The sequence below is a fragment of the Flavobacterium sp. UBA7680 genome (assembly GCF_002482975.1).
Taxonomy (GTDB): domain Bacteria; phylum Bacteroidota; class Bacteroidia; order Flavobacteriales; family Flavobacteriaceae; genus Flavobacterium.
Genome location: NZ_DLHA01000058.1, coordinates 111,086 through 128,085, shown reverse-complemented (window position 1 = coordinate 128,085; position 17,000 = coordinate 111,086). Strand labels below are relative to the sequence as shown.

19 protein-coding genes and 1 pseudogene are annotated in these 17,000 nt (G+C 33.6%); 13 read left to right on the top strand and 7 right to left on the bottom strand.

What is annotated here, in order from left to right; all coding sequences use genetic code 11:
* The 4 genes from B3C18_RS24185 to B3C18_RS24170 form a co-directional block, all read left to right on the top strand.
* A partial coding sequence (locus B3C18_RS24185) for an NAD(P)-dependent oxidoreductase (RefSeq protein WP_291152896.1) occupies positions 1-669 on the top strand: 669 nt, incomplete at its 5' end.
* Positions 670-773: 104 nt separating this feature from the next.
* On the top strand, positions 774-1,337 hold the full coding sequence (locus B3C18_RS24180) for a DUF937 domain-containing protein (protein ID WP_291152894.1): 564 nt from the start codon (positions 774-776) through the stop codon (positions 1,335-1,337).
* 174 nt (positions 1,338-1,511) lie between these two features.
* Entirely contained in the window at positions 1,512-1,949 is a 438-nt protein-coding gene (locus B3C18_RS24175; protein ID WP_291152892.1) for a DUF6146 family protein, read from the top strand.
* Between the two features lie 30 nt (positions 1,950-1,979).
* Positions 1,980-2,282 carry a DUF6787 family protein gene (locus tag B3C18_RS24170; RefSeq protein ID WP_291152890.1) on the top strand — a complete coding sequence of 101 codons (303 nt, stop codon included), beginning with the start codon at positions 1,980-1,982 and terminating at the stop codon, positions 2,280-2,282.
* A 2-nt stretch (positions 2,283-2,284) separates the two neighbouring features.
* On the opposite strand, the gene B3C18_RS24165 is transcribed toward B3C18_RS24170, so the two are convergent.
* Both B3C18_RS24165 and B3C18_RS24160 read right to left on the bottom strand, forming a co-directional pair.
* Entirely contained in the window at positions 2,285-2,581 is a 297-nt protein-coding gene (locus tag B3C18_RS24165) for a hypothetical protein (RefSeq protein ID WP_053473692.1), read from the bottom strand.
* A gap of 95 nt (positions 2,582-2,676) precedes the next feature.
* A complete protein-coding gene (locus B3C18_RS24160; RefSeq protein ID WP_291152886.1) occupies positions 2,677-3,396 on the bottom strand; it encodes a phosphodiester glycosidase family protein in 720 nt (239 codons plus the stop codon).
* A gap of 113 nt (positions 3,397-3,509) precedes the next feature.
* Between B3C18_RS24160 and B3C18_RS26055 the strand changes: the two are divergent.
* From B3C18_RS26055 to B3C18_RS24145, 4 genes and pseudogenes are all read left to right on the top strand, one after another.
* Positions 3,510-3,734, top strand: a pseudogene (locus tag B3C18_RS26055) (ATP-binding cassette domain-containing protein); the annotation flags it as partial.
* On the top strand, positions 3,711-4,388 hold the full coding sequence (locus B3C18_RS24155) for an ABC transporter ATP-binding protein (protein ID WP_414655362.1): 678 nt from the start codon (positions 3,711-3,713) through the stop codon (positions 4,386-4,388). The pseudogene B3C18_RS26055 and the gene B3C18_RS24155, both read left to right, overlap by 24 nt.
* 118 nt (positions 4,389-4,506) lie before the next feature.
* Complete coding sequence (locus tag B3C18_RS24150; protein WP_291152882.1) at positions 4,507-5,271, top strand: TIGR02757 family protein; 765 nt, start codon at positions 4,507-4,509, stop codon at positions 5,269-5,271.
* A gap of 158 nt (positions 5,272-5,429) precedes the next feature.
* Positions 5,430-6,782 (top strand): DEAD/DEAH box helicase, encoded by a 1,353-nt coding sequence (locus tag B3C18_RS24145; protein WP_291152880.1) that lies wholly within the window; start codon positions 5,430-5,432, stop codon positions 6,780-6,782.
* Between the two features lie 124 nt (positions 6,783-6,906).
* On the opposite strand, the gene B3C18_RS24140 is transcribed toward B3C18_RS24145, so the two are convergent.
* Positions 6,907-8,019 (bottom strand): lactonase family protein, encoded by a 1,113-nt coding sequence (locus B3C18_RS24140; RefSeq protein WP_291152878.1) that lies wholly within the window; start codon positions 8,017-8,019, stop codon positions 6,907-6,909.
* Positions 8,020-8,266: 247 nt separating this feature from the next.
* On the opposite strand from B3C18_RS24140, the gene B3C18_RS24135 reads away from it, so the two are divergent.
* The 4 genes from B3C18_RS24135 (at position 8,267) to B3C18_RS24120 (ending at position 12,771) form a co-directional block, all read left to right on the top strand.
* Complete coding sequence (locus B3C18_RS24135) at positions 8,267-10,195, top strand: vWA domain-containing protein (RefSeq protein WP_291152875.1); 1,929 nt, start codon at positions 8,267-8,269, stop codon at positions 10,193-10,195.
* A 149-nt stretch (positions 10,196-10,344) separates the two neighbouring features.
* The gene (locus B3C18_RS24130) at positions 10,345-11,595 is read left to right on the top strand and encodes a dihydroorotase (RefSeq protein ID WP_291152872.1); all 1,251 of its coding nucleotides are present in this window, start codon (positions 10,345-10,347) and stop codon (positions 11,593-11,595) included.
* Positions 11,596-11,599: 4 nt separating this feature from the next.
* On the top strand, positions 11,600-11,926 hold the full coding sequence (locus B3C18_RS24125) for a hypothetical protein (protein WP_073483046.1): 327 nt from the start codon (positions 11,600-11,602) through the stop codon (positions 11,924-11,926).
* A gap of 200 nt (positions 11,927-12,126) precedes the next feature.
* A complete protein-coding gene (locus tag B3C18_RS24120; RefSeq protein WP_256634067.1) occupies positions 12,127-12,771 on the top strand; it encodes an alpha/beta hydrolase in 645 nt (214 codons plus the stop codon).
* A gap of 121 nt (positions 12,772-12,892) precedes the next feature.
* Here B3C18_RS24120 and B3C18_RS24115 read toward each other — a convergent pair whose 3' ends face one another.
* The 3 genes from B3C18_RS24115 to B3C18_RS24105 are packed head-to-tail and all read right to left on the bottom strand — an operon-like array spanning position 12,893 to position 14,647.
* Entirely contained in the window at positions 12,893-13,318 is a 426-nt protein-coding gene (locus tag B3C18_RS24115) for a hypothetical protein (protein WP_291152867.1), read from the bottom strand.
* A 48-nt stretch (positions 13,319-13,366) separates the two neighbouring features.
* On the bottom strand, positions 13,367-13,870 hold the full coding sequence (locus B3C18_RS24110; RefSeq protein WP_291152865.1) for a hypothetical protein: 504 nt from the start codon (positions 13,868-13,870) through the stop codon (positions 13,367-13,369).
* Positions 13,871-13,882: 12 nt separating this feature from the next.
* Positions 13,883-14,647 (bottom strand): MBL fold metallo-hydrolase, encoded by a 765-nt coding sequence (locus B3C18_RS24105; protein WP_291152863.1) that lies wholly within the window; start codon positions 14,645-14,647, stop codon positions 13,883-13,885.
* Positions 14,648-14,737: 90 nt separating this feature from the next.
* Here B3C18_RS24105 and B3C18_RS24100 point away from each other — a divergent pair, with 90 nt between their 5' ends.
* A complete protein-coding gene (locus B3C18_RS24100; RefSeq protein WP_291152861.1) occupies positions 14,738-16,198 on the top strand; it encodes a TonB-dependent receptor in 1,461 nt (486 codons plus the stop codon).
* 266 nt (positions 16,199-16,464) lie between these two features.
* On the opposite strand, the gene bcp is transcribed toward B3C18_RS24100, so the two are convergent.
* Entirely contained in the window at positions 16,465-16,917 is a 453-nt protein-coding gene (gene bcp, locus B3C18_RS24095; RefSeq protein WP_291152858.1) for a thioredoxin-dependent thiol peroxidase, read from the bottom strand.
* Positions 16,918-17,000: the final 83 nt, after the last annotated feature.

The following is a 17,000-nucleotide window of genomic DNA, read 5'->3' as shown; positions in this document are numbered from 1 at the left end:
GCTTCATCTTCAGAATCTGTTGCTGAATTGGTATTTGGACACTTATTTTCTGGTGTTCGTTTCTTACATGACTCAAACAGAAACATGCCTCTTGAAGGAGATTCAAACTTTGACGGTTTGAAAAAAGCATACGCAAACGGAGTTGAGCTAAGAGGAAAAACGCTTGGTATTGTTGGTATTGGTCGTATCGGACAAGCTACAGCAAAAATGGCTCTTGGTTTAGGAATGAAAGTTATCGCTGCTGATAGCTTTATTCCTCAGGTAGATGTAAAAGTTGAATTTTTCGACGGACAGTCTATCACAACTACAATTGTTTCTCAATCATTAGAATCTTTATTTAAAGAATCTGATTTCATCACATTACACGTTCCTGCTCAAGATGGTTACATCATTGGAGAAAAAGAATTTGAACTTTTGAAAGACGGAGTTGGAATCGTAAACTGTGCTCGTGGAGGTGTTATTGATGAAGTTGCTTTAGTAAAAGCTTTAGATTCAGGAAAAGTTGCTTTTGCAGGTTTAGACGTTTTTGAAAGCGAACCAAAACCAGAAATGACAATTTTAATGCACCCAAAAATTTCATTAACTCCACACATTGGAGCTGCAACTGGAGAAGCACAAGACAGAATTGGTACTGAATTAGCATCACAAATTATTACTTTGTTAAGCTAGTAATTAAAAAATAGATTATCTTTAAAGGGATTTACTACTAATTTGTAGTAAATCCCTTTCTTTTTTTTATTAATTTTGGTGTATAATTTAAACCCTTAAATATTATGTTTGAACAATTAACCCAATTAGTACAGCAATACGGAGGCGATGCTGTTGTAAACAATGCCGCTGTCCCAAATGAGCATAACGAAGCCGTAATAAGCGAAACCAGTAATTCAATTTTTGATGGTTTAAAAAAAATAGCTTCAGAAGGCGGAGGTGAACAACTAGCAGGTTTATTTAATGGAAGCTCTCCTATCGATAGTTCAAATCCTGTAGTACAGCAAATTACACAGCAATTATCTGGAAATTTAGGCGAAAAATTTGGTTTAAGCAGTGCTGATTCTTCTGGCGTAGCTTCAAACTTAATTCCGCAGATTTTAGGTTCATTAGTAAATAAAGCAAAAGACCCAAACGACAGCAGTTTTCAGATTTCGGATATTATAAATTCGATTTCAGGAAACAGCGGACAAGCATCTGGAATCATGGATACCATTTCAAAATACGGAACTCAATTTGGCCTTGACCAAAACAACGACGGAAAACTAGACGTTGCCGATGTACTTGTAGTTACCAAAAGCAAAGGCGGTATCGCCGGGTTTATTGGGAAATTGTTTGGAAGTAAGTAAAGATTCTGAGATACTAAGTTACTAAGATTCTAAGTAATAAAATATTAAAAGCTGTTTATTATATAAACGGCTTTTTTTTGTTTTTAAAATAAAAAAACTCAGTAGCTTTGAGTCTTAGAATCTTAGCATCTCAGAACCTTAGCAACTTCAAAAAAATTTCGTAACTTTAGGGTTATGAAAAAGTGTATCACCATATTAATTATAGCACTAACAATAATTGCTTGCTCTACGACTTCAAAAAATATTGCAAGTGCAGACACTACTGCTTCAAACAAAAAAATAAGTGATACCGTTAGAATTGCAAACGATTCTCTCGAATATGAAGTAATCATTATCGATAACGGTTTTAGCAGCTGGCTGGCATCTAGAGCCTATCCTAGAAATTACCATTCATTAGCATATCTTGAAAACAAAAACAACTTGTACGTAACCGAATGGAACAGCCGCGTTTTACAGCCGCAGCGTTATAGCCCTGACTTATATGAAATGTCGATTAATTACCGTCCTGACATTCATTACGGATACGAAGTAAACTACCTAATTTACAATTACATGATTTATTTTCAAAATACTTACAAACAAAAACTTTGGGGGTATGTTCCTTCAAGATAATTACTATATTTGTAATCATTACAAATAGCAATGAATAAACTAAAAGAACGCTGGGGAATCTCCTCAAATCTACAAGCCATTATAATACTTACTGTTTTTGCCATCACAGGATCGGCTTCTGCCTGGCTGTCTAAACCATTTTGTGTTTGGCTGGGAATCACCAAAGAAGATTTTGGAGGCTGGTTTACCTTAATTCGGCTGCTTATAATTTTCCCTATTTATCAGGTTCTATTAGTCGCAATAGGAACCATCTTTGGGCAATTTAAATTCTTTTGGAACTTCGAAAAGAAAATGCTCAAAAACATGGGATTAGGATTTTTATTCAAAAACTAGTTTTATTCTCTCACTCTCTCACTAGAAAAGAAATAAGTATAAATCCAGGTCAATGTAAAAGAAGGAATGATATCCGTAAACGGAATTACTTCTTCAATAAAAGTTAAAACACTGGCTACTTTTCCAACTCTGCCTTTATACATTCTGGTCATAATTATAGCCGCGATTGGCGCCCAAATTACATCTGAAAATTCGCCAAGAAGCGGAATCGAAAAAGAAATCATACCAATTCCGTCCAAAATTAATCCAATAATTAATTTTGACATTCTATTGTCATCTACAACTTTTAGGTCTTGCATTTTAAGTTTGATTTGAGTTTTTGTTCCGAAATTAAAAATAATTCATCAAATTCATTTTATTTGAATATTAAATTTAATTTCAAAATTTCCACCTTTTAATTATTTCTTGTTACTGCAAATAACGCACCAAAATTTCCATCTGTTTGAATCCAGTTTTGTGAAGGGAGATACGCACGGGACACAAATCCGTCAAGATAAAGCGCATTTTTACAGCCTAAAGTTTTAAAATAATTCGCAAAATCGTAGAAATTAACCTCTTTCTTAGACAACACAAAAACTACGTTTCCATTAGGCAAAATGCCTACTCCGTTTCTAATATTTAGATTTTTCGACCCTTCTTTAAAAGCTTGATGAATCTGACCATCAATAACTAACATTGGCCCAGATTGTGTAGCAAATTCAATTTCTTTATTATTCCTGAAATTTTCCGTCGTACAAATTACCGCAGTTTTTTTAGTCGTAATAAAAAATACGCCATTTGGTTTTAAATAAAAATTTCCGTCTGCTTTTAGGGTATCCAAAGGAGATAACACTTTTTGCTTTTCAATATAAAGTCCTTGCGGAGAATGATCTGCCTTGTACATTCCGGCATTCATGGCAAAATCTAATTTAAGATTTTTTGAAGCAGTCCAAAGTTTAAGATTCTCGATACTTTCAAATCGTTTTCCTTTATTATCTTTCCAAAACAATCTTAAATGCTGCTTTTTAACATCAACTTTATAAGTTAAAAATAAATCATCAGAATATTGTTCAGCACTAACAAAAACAGCAGCAAGCCCAATTATAAATACAAACAGAACTATTTTTAATCTCATTTTTCAAATATTGAATTATTAAAAGTAAACGTAAAATTACTTCATAAAATTCTGTTACAACACATTTTTATATCGATAGATTCTTCGTTTCTTTGTAAAAACAGTTTCACTAAATGATACACGCAAAAAACATACATAAATTCTACGACAAACTTGAGGTTTTAAAAGGAGTTGATTTACATATTAAGAAAGGCGAAATTGTTTCGATTGTTGGAGCTTCCGGTGCCGGAAAAACGACTTTACTTCAAATTCTGGGAACTTTAGATACACCCGAAAGAAACTCAGAATCATCATTAACCATTAATGGTGAAAATATTTTGAAACTACAGGATATTGAAAATGATAATTCAAAAGAAGAAAAAACATTTAAAATTGTAACCTGGTCTGGCTCAATTTATACTATACTACTAATAGTTTTTTTATTGTTTTTCAGAACAAAAATCTTAGATGAAACATTACGATCAGCAACAATTAGCATCTTATGTTTACCAATACTTTTAATGTTCATTTACTACAACAGGTATTTTAAAAAGAAAAGCAAGCAAGACAAAATACTATCTGAATTTAGAAATTTAAATCTAGGATTTATTTTCCAGTTTCACCAATTATTACCAGAATTCACAGCTTTAGAAAACGTTTGTATTCCCGCTTTTATGGCGAATAAATCGAAAGCGCAAACCGAAAAAGAAGCTAAAAAAATCTTAGAATATTTAGGTTTATCACACAGAATTCATCACAAACCAAGCGAACTTTCGGGCGGCGAACAACAGCGTGTTGCCGTTGCAAGAGCCTTAATTAACAAACCCGACGTGATTTTTGCCGATGAACCGTCTGGAAATCTCGATACACATTCTGCCGAAAATTTACATCAATTGTTTTTCAAGCTTCGCGACGAATTCGGACAGACTTTTGTAATTGTAACCCACAACGAAGAATTAGCCAATATGGCCGACAGAAAATTAATTATGGTCGACGGTCAAATTAGTAATTAATATTTACAGGAGCTATTTCCTGCTGTCCGCTATATCTTTTGCGCCGAACCCCGGCACAAAAGGATGCCGCTCCCATCAGGGCTAGGACACTCGAATAAACAAGAACATTTCATTTCAAATGAATCAAAAAGAACTCAAAGAATTTCTCGACGAGAAAGTCATTCAATATAACAATCAGGATTTTATCGAAAGTGATCCTGTACAGATTCCGCATTTATTTTCTCAAAAAGAAGATATCGAAATTGCAGGGTTCTTAAGCGCATCAATCGCTTGGGGAAATCGTAAAATGATTATCAAGAATTCTCATAAAATGATGGAATTAATGGGCAATACGCCTTACGATTTTGTCATGTCGCACTCCGAAGATAATTTAGCCGATTTAGAAAACTTCGTTCACCGAACTTTCAACGGAAAAGATTTCGACGGATTCATTAAAGGTTTACAACACATTTACAAAAACCACAACGGACTTGAAGCAGTTTTTGCTAAAAATCAGGAAAAAGACAGTCTTCAGAAAAGTATAAGCGAATTCAAAAAGATCTTTTTCGAAATCGATCATTTACCACGAACTCAAAAACATATTTCAGACCCTTTAAACAATTCGGCAGCAAAACGTATAAACATGTATTTACGCTGGATGGTTCGCCAAGACACAAAAGGTGTCGATTTAGGAATCTGGAAAACTATTTCTCCTTCTGCATTATCATGTCCGCTTGATGTTCACTCAGGAAATGTTGCCCGCAAACTAGGAATTCTTTCGCGAAAGCAAAATGACGCAAAAGCTTTATTAGAATTAGATACACAACTTCGTAAAATGGACGCTGCAGATCCTGTAAAGTACGATTTTGCTTTGTTTGGTTTGGGTGTTTTTGAAGGGTTTTAGAATTTAAAGTTTTTGAGTGTCAGGCTGAGCGAAGTCGCAGCCCACGCCCCAATTGGCACGTCCCTTCGACTTCGCTCAGGGTGACAATTCATTATCAAAAAAACAAAATCAACAAAAAACCATCATTTTAACGTACATTTGCACAAAATTTAATGCAAATGAGTACTTTCGAAAAATTCAATCTCCCAAAATCATTACAAAAAGCTGTTGACGAATTAGGTTTTGTTACGCCTACTCCTATTCAGGAAAAATCTTTCTCTGTAATCATGTCTGGACGTGATATGATGGGAATTGCGCAAACCGGAACCGGTAAAACATTTGCTTATTTACTACCTCTTTTAAAACTTTATAAATTCACCAATACCAATACACCAAAAATTGTTGTACTTGTTCCAACCCGTGAATTAGTGGTTCAGGTTGTCGAAGAAGTCGAGAAATTAACCGCATATATGTCGGTTAAAACATTGGGGATTTATGGAGGAGTAAACATCAATACACAAAAAAAAGCTGTTTACGAAGGTGTCGATATTTTAGTTGGAACTCCGGGTCGTACAATGGATTTAGCGCTTGACGCTGTTGTTCGTTTTGATGAAACGCAAAAATTAGTAATCGACGAATTTGACGAAATGCTGAATCTTGGTTTCAGACCACAGCTGACTTCACTATTGGCGATGATGAAAACCAAACGTCAAAATATATTATTCTCTGCAACAATGACAGATGAAGTTGATGATATATTAAATGATTATTTTGATTTCCCAGAAGAAGTTACGCTTGCAGCATCGGGAACACCGCTTGAAAAAATTACTCAAATTACATACAACGTTCCCAATTTCAATACAAAAGTAAATCTGTTAAAACATTTATTGCAGAATGACGAAAGCATGGATCGTGTTTTGGTTTTCGTAAACAATAAAAAGATTTCGGATATGCTTCACACACGCATTGAAGAAGATTTTGAAGGACAATTTGGTGTAATTCACTCGAATAAATCTCAAAATTATCGTTTGAGCACAATGGCAGAATTTCAGGAAGGAAATCTTCGCGGCTTAATTACAACCGATATTATGGCGAGAGGTTTGGATATTTCTAATATCTCACACGTAATTAACTTCGAACTTCCGGAAGAACCAGAATTATACATGCACAGAATTGGTCGTACAGGGCGTGCAGATGCTACAGGAACAGCCATTAGTTTTGTTACTCCAAGAGAAGAAGAATTTAAAATTGAAGTCGAAGTTTTAATGAACCAGGAACTTGATATCACTGATTTCCCTGAAGAAGTTGAAGTTTCAACAAAATTAATCGAACCTGAAAAAGACAAACAGCCTATTAAGTTTTTAATGAAAAAAGTAAAACTCGAAGGAGACGGAGCTTTTCATGAAAAATCTAAAAAGAATAAAAAAGTCAATTTAGGAGGCCCTTCAAAAACAAAAAAGAAAACCCACGGTTCTGTCAATCGAAATATGTTGAAAACGAGAGATAAGAAGAGAAAAGATGGGAATAAGTAAGATACTAAGGTGCTAAGTTACTAAGATTCTAAGTTTTTTAAAAATTTAAAAGGCTCAAATATTCAAAGAATATTTGAGCCTTTTTTCTTAGCATCTTAGTTCCTTAGAACCTTAGCAACTTAGATTAAATTTTCGTAAAAACCAGCCCTACAGGCGAACACAATTGAATTCTTTTTCCTGTGTCTGTAATTTTTCCTGTTGCGATATCTCTTTTAAAAATAACAATATCATTTGTATATTGATGACCAACTAAAAGATAATTTCCGGTTGGGTCAATAGAAAAATCTCTTGGGCCTTTTCCTAAAGTACTTTGCTGCTCAACTAATTCTATACTTCCGTTTTTAAGGATTTTATATACCGAAATCGCATTAGCATCTACACGGTCTGAAACATATAAAAAGTTTCCATCGGGTGAGATTTTTATGGCTGCTGCGCCCGTCCCTCCTTTAAAACCTTTTGGTAAAATACTGGTTTCGGCAATTACCTTTAAACTTCCGGCTTTATCATAACTGAAAGTTGTCAGCGTACCATCTAATTCCTGAACTAAATAAACAAATTTTCCGTCTTTGCTAAAAGTCAAATGCCTTGGGCCGCTTCCCGGTTTAACATCAACACTTCCTTTTAAAGTCAGAATTTCATTTTTAGACGCAGGATTGTATTTGTAAATAAACACTTTATCCAAACCTAAATCATTAGAAAGCACAAACTTTTTATCTGGAGAAAAAACAACCATATGCACATGCGCTTTTTCCTGACGTGCCGCGTTTGGGCCTTTTCCTTCGTGCTGAATCAATTGCTGCACTTCAGAAATACTTCCGTCAGTATTCTTTTTATAAACTACTATATTTCCGCCAGAATAATTGGCAACAATTACATTTTTATCATCATTTATCAAATGACAAGGATCTGCTCCTAAAGCATCATTTTTATTCAAAAAATTAATTTTTCCTGATGCAGAATCATATCCAAATGCACTTACCGTACTTTGTGTTCCGTTTTCGTTTACTGCATAAATAAATTTATTATCTGCCGAAACTGATAAATAACTCGGACTCACTACATTTTCTGAAGAGTTTTTAAGTTTAAAATCTCCCGAATTTGCATCAAATTCATAAACATAAATTCCGTTACTCTGGCATGTATTCGTATAAGTTCCAACCAAAAGGTTAAATTTATTTTGAGCTTTTACAGTGGTTAATGCAAAAGCTGAAAATAATATTAGAGATATTTTTTTCATAGTTTGTTTTTTTTGAATACGCTAAAATACGCAATAATATCTTTCAGATCATTACAAATAAAACCAGAAAAGTTACATTTTTAAAAAAGGATTTTCACCATATAAGTGATATAAGTTCATTTTAGAACACTTAAATATTTTTTACTTATAATCTCTTACATGAACTTATATGGTTCAACCAAAAAATTTGTATTTTTGACCAGCATCTTCGCGAAAAATAAAAGTAGCGAAGTAAATCGAAGCCAGAATGCACTTTAAACATCCCGAAATTCTATACTTTCTTTTTTTATTGATTGTTCCAATTTTGGTTCACTTATTTCAATTACGAAGATTTAAAACTTCTTATTTCACCAATGTTCGTTTCCTAAAAGAACTTGCAATTCAGACTCGTAAAAGTTCTAAAATCAAAAAACGATTATTGCTTGCCACTCGCCTTTTATTGCTTACGTGCGCCATTATTGCCTTTGCACAACCTTTTTTTGAAGCTAAAGACAGTAAAAATGCCTCAAACGAAATGTATATTATTTTAGACAACTCGTTTAGTATGCAGGCAAAAGGCAAAAAAGGAGAATTGCTAAAACGTGCCGTTCAGGAATTACTGGAAAATACGCCCGAAACAGCTCAATTTTCATTGCTGACAAACACAGAAAATTATTGGAATACCGATATAAAATCATCTAAAACTGCTTTACAAAATCTAAAATATAGCGCAACGCCATTTGAACTTTCGTCGATTATGGCAAAAGTAAAAGCGCATAAATCGGCACATAAAAAAGACATTGTCATTATTTCTGATGCTGTTGGTTTGACTGAAAATGATATTAAAAACATTGATTCTGAAGAAAAACCCTATTTCATAATTCCGGAAGCGGAACAAAAAAATAACGTTTCAATTGACAGCGTTTACATCAATCAGACTTTAGAAAATTTCTATGAAATAAGTGTAAATTTATCAGGTTACGGAGAAGATTTCAAACCAATTTCGACTGCTTTATACAATCAAAACAAACTGATTGCTAAAACAATTATCAATTTTGATGCAAAGAAAAAGAAAATCAACTTCACGATTCCAAAAGAAGCTTTTCACGGATATGTTTCTATTGAAGACAATGGTTTAACTTATGATAACAAATTGTTTTTCAGCATTTCTAAAAACAAAAAAACAAACGTAATTAGTATTGGCGAACCTGAAAAAAGTAATTTCTTATCGAGAATTTACACTTCTGCCGAATTCAATTATAACAATTACTCTATCAGTTCTTTAGATTATAATAGTTTAGAAAAACAAAATACAATAATCTTAAACGAATTAGTAGAAATTCCTCAGGCTTTACAAACGACTTTAAAAGCGTTTGTTTCTAAAGGCGGCAACTTAGTTGTGATTCCTTCTGAAAAAAGTTCTATTTCAAACCTGAATTCATTTTTAGGAAATTTTGGAAAAGTTCAGTTCAACAATCTCAAAACAGAAAGCAAACTCATTACCAAAATCAATTTTGATCATCCTTTATTTTCAGGAGTTTTTGAGAATAAAATCACGAATTTCCAATATCCAAAAACAAGCAGTTCATTTGATATTTCAAGTCCTTATCCGGCGGTTTTATCTTATGAAGATCAAAGTACATTTGTAACGGCAATTCAAAATCCAACTGCTGGAATTACAATATTCTCGGCACCAATAAATGCAGCAAATTCCAACTTTCAGCAATCGCCTTTAATTGTTCCGTTGTTTTATAAAATGGCACAGAACAATCAAAAAACAGGCGTAAATGCTTTAACTATTGGCAATAATCAACCTTATTTTGTGGATGTTTTATTGACAAAAGATGCTATTCTGGAAGTAAAAGGAACAGAAGATTCGTTTATTCCGATTCAGCAGATTTTGAATAATAAAGTCAAATTAACGTTTAATGATTTCCCGGAAACAGCCGGAAATTACAGCATTTTTGACAAAAAAGAATGGGTTGAAAATTTGAGTTTCAACTATAAAAGAACCGAAAGCGATTTGAGTCAGGTAAACACAAACGTGGTTTCTGATTTTAAAACCGCCGATACGATTTCGACCATTTTTAACACCTTACAAACTGAGCGAACTGACAGCCAAATTTGGAAATGGTTTGTTATCTTTGCACTGTTATTTTTAGCATTAGAAATGGCGATTATAAAATTCGTGAAATAGATTTCTAACTGTTCGTTTCGTATGTCATTTCGACCGCAGGGAGAAATCGCACATGCTGAGAACGCACTGAGCAGAAAATTGGATGCGATTTCTCCTTCGTCGAAATGACATGCAAGAATCTTTAACTAAAAAAATAAATTTCTCTACATATGAAAATAATCATCAAAAGCGCCAAAATTATCGACTCAAAAAGTCCGTTTCATAACCAGACCGTTGATCTTTTAATTGCAGATGGTTTAATTGAAAAAATAGGAGTTTCTCTTCCAAATGATGATGCAGAAATAGTAAGATTCGACGATCTTCATGTTTCTCAAGGTTGGTTTGACAGCAGTGTTTCTCTTGGAGAACCAGGTTACGAAGACAGAGAAACTATTGCAAACGGATTAAATGTTGCTGCAAAAAGCGGTTTTACAGCAATTGCGTTACAGCCAAACTCCTTCCCTATTATTGACAATCAATCGCAGGTAAATTTTGTAAAAAACAAAGCAAATGGTTTTGCAACGGAAATTTTTCCAATTGGTGCTTTAACAAAAGCCAGCGAAGGAAAAGATATGGCAGAACTTTACGACATGAAAAAAGCCGGAGCCATTGCTTTTGGAGATTATAACAGAAGTATTGAAAATGCTAATTTGCTAAAAATTGCCTTGCAATATGTACAGGATTTTGATGGTTTGGTTATCACTTATTCGCAAGATCCAAACCTAAAAGGAAACGGAGTTGCTAATGAAGGAATCGTTTCTACAAGATTAGGTTTGAAAGGAATTCCAAATCTAGCCGAAGAACTTCAAATATCAAGAAACTTATTTTTATTGGAATATACAGGCGGAAAACTTCATATTCCGACAATTTCTACAGCAAAATCGGTTCAGTTAATTAGAGAAGCTAAAGCAAAAGGTTTAAGCGTAACCACGAGTGTTTCTGTACATCATTTGGTTTTAACCGATGAAAAACTAGACGATTTTGACACGCGTTTTAAAGTGACTCCGCCATTACGCACAGAAGTTGACAGACAGGCTTTACTAAACGGAATTGCCGACGGAACTATCGATACGATTACCTCAGACCATAATCCGATTGATATTGAATTCAAAAAAATGGAATTTGATACTGCGAAAAATGGAACTATCGGACTTGAAAGTGCTTTTGGAGCGTTATTAACGGTTTTACCTTTAGAAACTGTGATTGCAAAACTAACTTCTGGAAGAACTGTTTTTGGTCTTGAAAACAATACAATAGAAGAAGGTGCAAAAGCTAACTTTACTTTCTTTACTCCGGAAGGAAAATCAACTTTTACGAAAGAAAATATTCTTTCAAAATCTAAAAATTCTGCTTTTTTAGGAACTGAACTTAAAGGTTCTGTGTACGGAATTTTAAATCAAAATCAACTTGTTACAAAATAATACAATGAACAATACAATCGAAGAAGGAAAATCAATTGCCATTACGAGTTATATCTTAATTATTGGCGTTTTGATTGCAATGTCTATGAATTCTGAAAACAAAAACAGTTTTGCGTCTTTTCATATTCGTCAGTCCGCAGGACTATCGATTACTTTTATTTCCTTAGCCTTAATCATTAGCCCTTTTGACAGTTATTTAATTACTTTTCCGATGTGGATTTGTATGTCAGTATTATGGACTTATGGAATTTTTAGCGCAATACAAGGTCAAACAAGGCCAATGCCTTTAGTTGGCGGCTTATATCAGAAATTGCTAAAATCTATAGGATAAAAGAAAATTCGAAATTTTGAAATTCCAAAAAAGAAATCCGTTGAAATCAGCATATAAATTTTGAACACGGATGACGCAGATTTGCAAGCAAAAACGCGGATAAAAACAGATTTTTTATTATCTAATCGCTTTGTCAAAGTTTGAATCTTTCACAAAGTTTAAAATTTATAATTCACAACTTACAATTCACAATTAAAAAAATGAATCTATCTTTAGAATATAAAATACAAGAACCAAAAGTAATTTTAGATAAAAATCCGTTATTGCTTTTATTGCACGGCTACGGAAGCAACGAAGCCGATTTATTTTCTTTTGCTTCTGAACTTCCTGATAATTATTACATCATTTCGGCCAGAGCGCCTTATGATTTGCAATATGGTGCTTATGCCTGGTATGCGATCAATTTTGATGCAGATCAGAATAAATTTTCAGATAATGAACAAGCTAAAACGTCAAGAGATGTAATTGCTTCTTTTATTGATGAATTGGTTGCCAATTACCCTATTGATGCCAATAACGTAACTTTAATTGGATTTAGTCAGGGTTCTATTTTGAGTTATTCTGCTGCGCTTTCGTATCCTGAAAAAATCCAGAGAGTTGTGGCAATGAGTGGTTATTTTAATGAAGAAATCATCAAAGAAGGTTTTGAGAAAAATGACTTCAAAAACTTAAAAATATTCGCTTCACACGGAACTGTAGATCAGGTTATTCCAATTGAATGGGCGAGAAAAACTCCTGCAATTTTAGAAAAACTAAATATTCCGGTTACTTATAAAGAATATCCTGTTGGTCATGGTGTGGCTCCTCAGAATTTCTTTGATTTTAAGAATTGGCTGGCTTTATAAGTTTACAGTGTTCAGTCTCAGTTTTCAGTCTTGAACTGTTAATTACAATCTGAAAACTTTGTCAAAGTTTGAAACTTTGACAAAGTTATAAGCTGTAAACTGAGACTGAAAACTGTAAACTTTATTCTCCTGTATAAATAATCTTCCCTGCTTTTTTCAAGACATATCCTTTCCATGGAATTAATTGTAAATCGCCATTAACCCACGAATCACCTTCGGATTTTCTTTCTAAAATAATGGATTCTTTTTGAGTATCCAGAAAAAGTTCGGCTTTGTTTCCATCAAAAATTACGTAAGCAGCGGTTGTATACGTTTTACCCGTTTCTTCTGTATGCGATAGTTTAGTTCCTTCAAAAATTCGGATACATTCTTTTTTAAGCGTTGACCAAGTGTATCCTGCAGAACCTTTACATACGTGTGCATCAGAGTCCCCTCCCACTAATTTCTTTTCCTGTGGTTCTTTAACAGTTGTGTTTTCCTGTGAAACTTTTTTAGCACAAGAAAATGTCGCAGCTGCGATAATCGTAAACAAAAACATCTTTTTCATAATCCTCATTTTTAATTATTAGTCAAAAAAAAATAGGATTAAAAAATCCTATTTTTGATATAACCAAGTTTGATTTACTTCAAAGGTAATATTATCATCATTATCAACAAAGTATTTTAACAAGACTTCTCCCCATAATTCTCCATTACTGTAATCTGCAATGATCCAACGGTGATTCAATATTTTTACTTTATTGATGATAAATTTATTTGGGCCAATTTGATCTTGTCCTGTATATGGATTTCCTTTTGGATTGGCATTAAAATCTAAAAGTTTCTCAGTTACAACCGGAATTAGCTTTTCAAATAAAATTACTTTTCCTCCAGAAGCACTGTTATCAAAGTAGTTTTGTGCATTTTCATTGTGTTCTAAAGAAAAATAATCTGCATCGGCTAATTTTGCTGATACTAAATTAATGCTGTCTCTTAGCTTTTTAGTTGTTTTCTCATATCTTTCTTCGCCAAAACTTACTTCTCGGCTGTAAAACATATAAGTAAAAACATTCATTAATATCGCAAGGATAAAAAGGTAAAGCATTAAGGATTTTTTCATTTTGTGGTATAATTAAATTGTAATTTCTAAATTATCGTAGGCCAGATAAACATTTTCAGGAAGTTGTTTCTGCACTTCTTCGTGAAAACCTAAAACATGGCTAATGTGTGTTAAATAAGCTTTTTCAGGTTTTACCAAATTGATAAAATCAAGGGCTTCCTGCAAGTTAAAATGAGTATCATGCGGTTCAACGCGCAAAGCATTTACAACCAAAACTTTTAAACCTTTAAGTTTTTCAACTTCAGCTGATTCAATTGTTTTTACATCGGTTAGATAAGCAAAATCATCGATTCTATATCCAAAGACTTGCAAATCACCGTGCATTACATTTATAGGAATCGCAATTTTATCTCCAGTTGCAAAAGGTTCGTTGTTTTTGACTTCAATCGTTTTTACGCTTGGAGCACCCGGATATTTATTTACGGTTTCAAAAACATAATCAAAACGTCGTCTTAAATTATCAAGAACGCGTTTATGTCCGTAAATAGGAATTTCGCCTTGCCTGAAATTATACGGGCGAATATCATCTAAACCAGCAGTATGATCTGCATGTTCATGTGTAAATAAAATAGCGTCGAGTTTACGACATCCGCAAGAAAGCATTTGCTGTCTGAAATCGGGACCGCAATCGATTACAAATGAATGCTCGTCCCATGTAATCCAGATGGATACACGGAGCCTTTTGTCCTTAGCATCAGTGCTTTTACAAACGGGATGATCGATTCCGATGATCGGAATACCTTGAGAAGTACCAGTACCTAAAAAATAGACCTTCAATTGAACTTAATTTTTTTACAAAAATAGGATTATTTCTCTTTCATTAGAACCCTAATTTACTAACTTTGTAACAAATCTATTTAAAATAAAATGGGTACAGAAATAAAACTCAAAGGTGACAAGGTCATCGAACAGATTCCTTCTATAAAAGACAAAGCTTTACGCATTAATTTAAACGAGAATATTTACGGAACATTTGCTGAAATTGGCGCTGGACAAGAGACAGTTAGACATTTTTTCAGATCCGGAGGTTCTTCAGGAACTATTGCAAAAGCGATGTCGGCCTATGACAAAGATTTTAGTGATGCTGTTTACGGGATTGAAGGTGACGGAAGATATGTTACCGAAAACAGGCTAAAAAAAATGCTTACCTTTGAAGGTGAATTGATCGAAGAACGTTTGAGCAGAGAAAAACACCCAAATAAACTTTTCTTCAGCTACGCTAATACGGTAGCAACAATAGATTTTGCCAAACAGTTTAAAGGACACGGCTGGGTTGGAATTCGATACCAAATTGAACCAGACGAGGCATATAACGAAATTATTCTTCACATTCGTTTTAAAGAAACTGACGCCAGATTACAACAAGAAACACTCGGAATTTTAGGTGTAAATTTAATTTACGGTGCTTTCTATAAATATAATGACCCAAAACGTTTACTGCGATATTTATACGATCACTTAGATAAGGATCAATTAGAGATCGATACTATCAATTTTTCGGGACCTCGTTTTGCTGATGTTGACAATCGTTTGATGAGTTTACAGCTGGTTAAAAACGGAATGACGGATGCCGTAATGTTTAATCCAGATGGAAAGAATGTTTTACCAGCAGCTGTTTTATACAAAAAGAATCTTCTTGCTTTTAGAGGAAGTTTCCGTCCGGTTACAAATGTAAATCTTGACATGTATGAGAAATCATTAAAAATGTTTCTCGAAGAAAACAAAGTTGAAAAAGACAATACGCTAGTTGTTTTTGAAATTACACTTTCGAATTTACGTTCGGATGGTGAAATTGATGAGCGTGATTTTATGGACAGAGCTGAGTTGCTTTGTTCGCTTGGTCAAACGGTTATGATTTCAAATTTTCAGGAATATTATAAAGTGGTTGAGTATTTTTCTAATTATACCAAAGCCCGTATGGGATTAGCAATGGGTGTAAACAACCTTGTTGATATTTTTGATGAGAAATACTATCGTCATTTAAGTGGTGGAATCCTAGAGGCTTTCGGAAAATTATTCTACCGTGACATGAAAGTATTCTTATATCCAATGTTAGGTGAAAATGGTGAAGTTATTACTTCTGACAACTTGAAAGTTCATCCTAGAATGAAAGAATTATACAAATTCTTTAAATTCAATGGTAAAGTGGTTGACATTAAAGATTACAATCCAGACATACTAAATGTTTTCTCTCGCGAAGTACTAAAAATGATTGGACAAGGAAAAACCGGTTGGGAACCAATGCTTCCATCTGGTGTTGCCGAAATTATAAAAGAACATCATCTTTTTGGATATCATCCGCAGAAAGAACTAGAGCAAAAAGCTTGATAAAAAGTCCCCTATTTGGGACTTTTTTTGTTTCAGGTTTCAGGTGTTTTGCGTATAATTTTAACGCAAAGCACGCTAAGTTTTTTTTATTATAGATTGCATTTACAATGCTCAAAGTTCGCAAAGCTTTGTGCTGACCAAGCTTTGCGAACCTTGTTTTTTTTTATAAAAACTTACATATAAAAAACCTTAGCGTACTTTGCGTAAAACCTTAGCGTGCTTTGCGTTAAAATTATACATCAAGATTGCAACTTGAAACAAAAAACTTATTTCAAAATCTGCGCTGCGTGTTCTTTTGTTTTTACATTTTCGATTACTTCTTCGATGACTCCTTTTTCGTTGATTACGAAAGTGGTTCTGTGGATTCCGTCGTATTCTCTTCCCATGAACTTTTTGGGTCCCCAAACACCAAATGCATTAATTACAGATTTGTCTTCATCGGCTAATAATGGAAATGGTAATTCGTATTTTTCTTTGAATTTGGTTTGTGCCTTTTGACTATCAGCACTTACGCCAAGAAGTTCGTAATTATTAGCTTGGAAACGATGGAAATTATCTCTTAAATCACAGGCTTCAGCTGTACAGCCTGGCGTACTTGCTTTTGGATAAAAGAATACTACTAATTTCTTTCCAGCATAATCTGCCAGTTTATGTGTTTTTCCGTCTTGATCTGTTCCTGAAAAGTTTGGTGCTTTATCTCCGGCTTTTAATGTTGTCATATCTTTTTATTTAGATTTCAGATTGTTGATTTTAGATTTAAAACAAAGATAACTTATAAGTTATAAATCGCTATTTTTACACT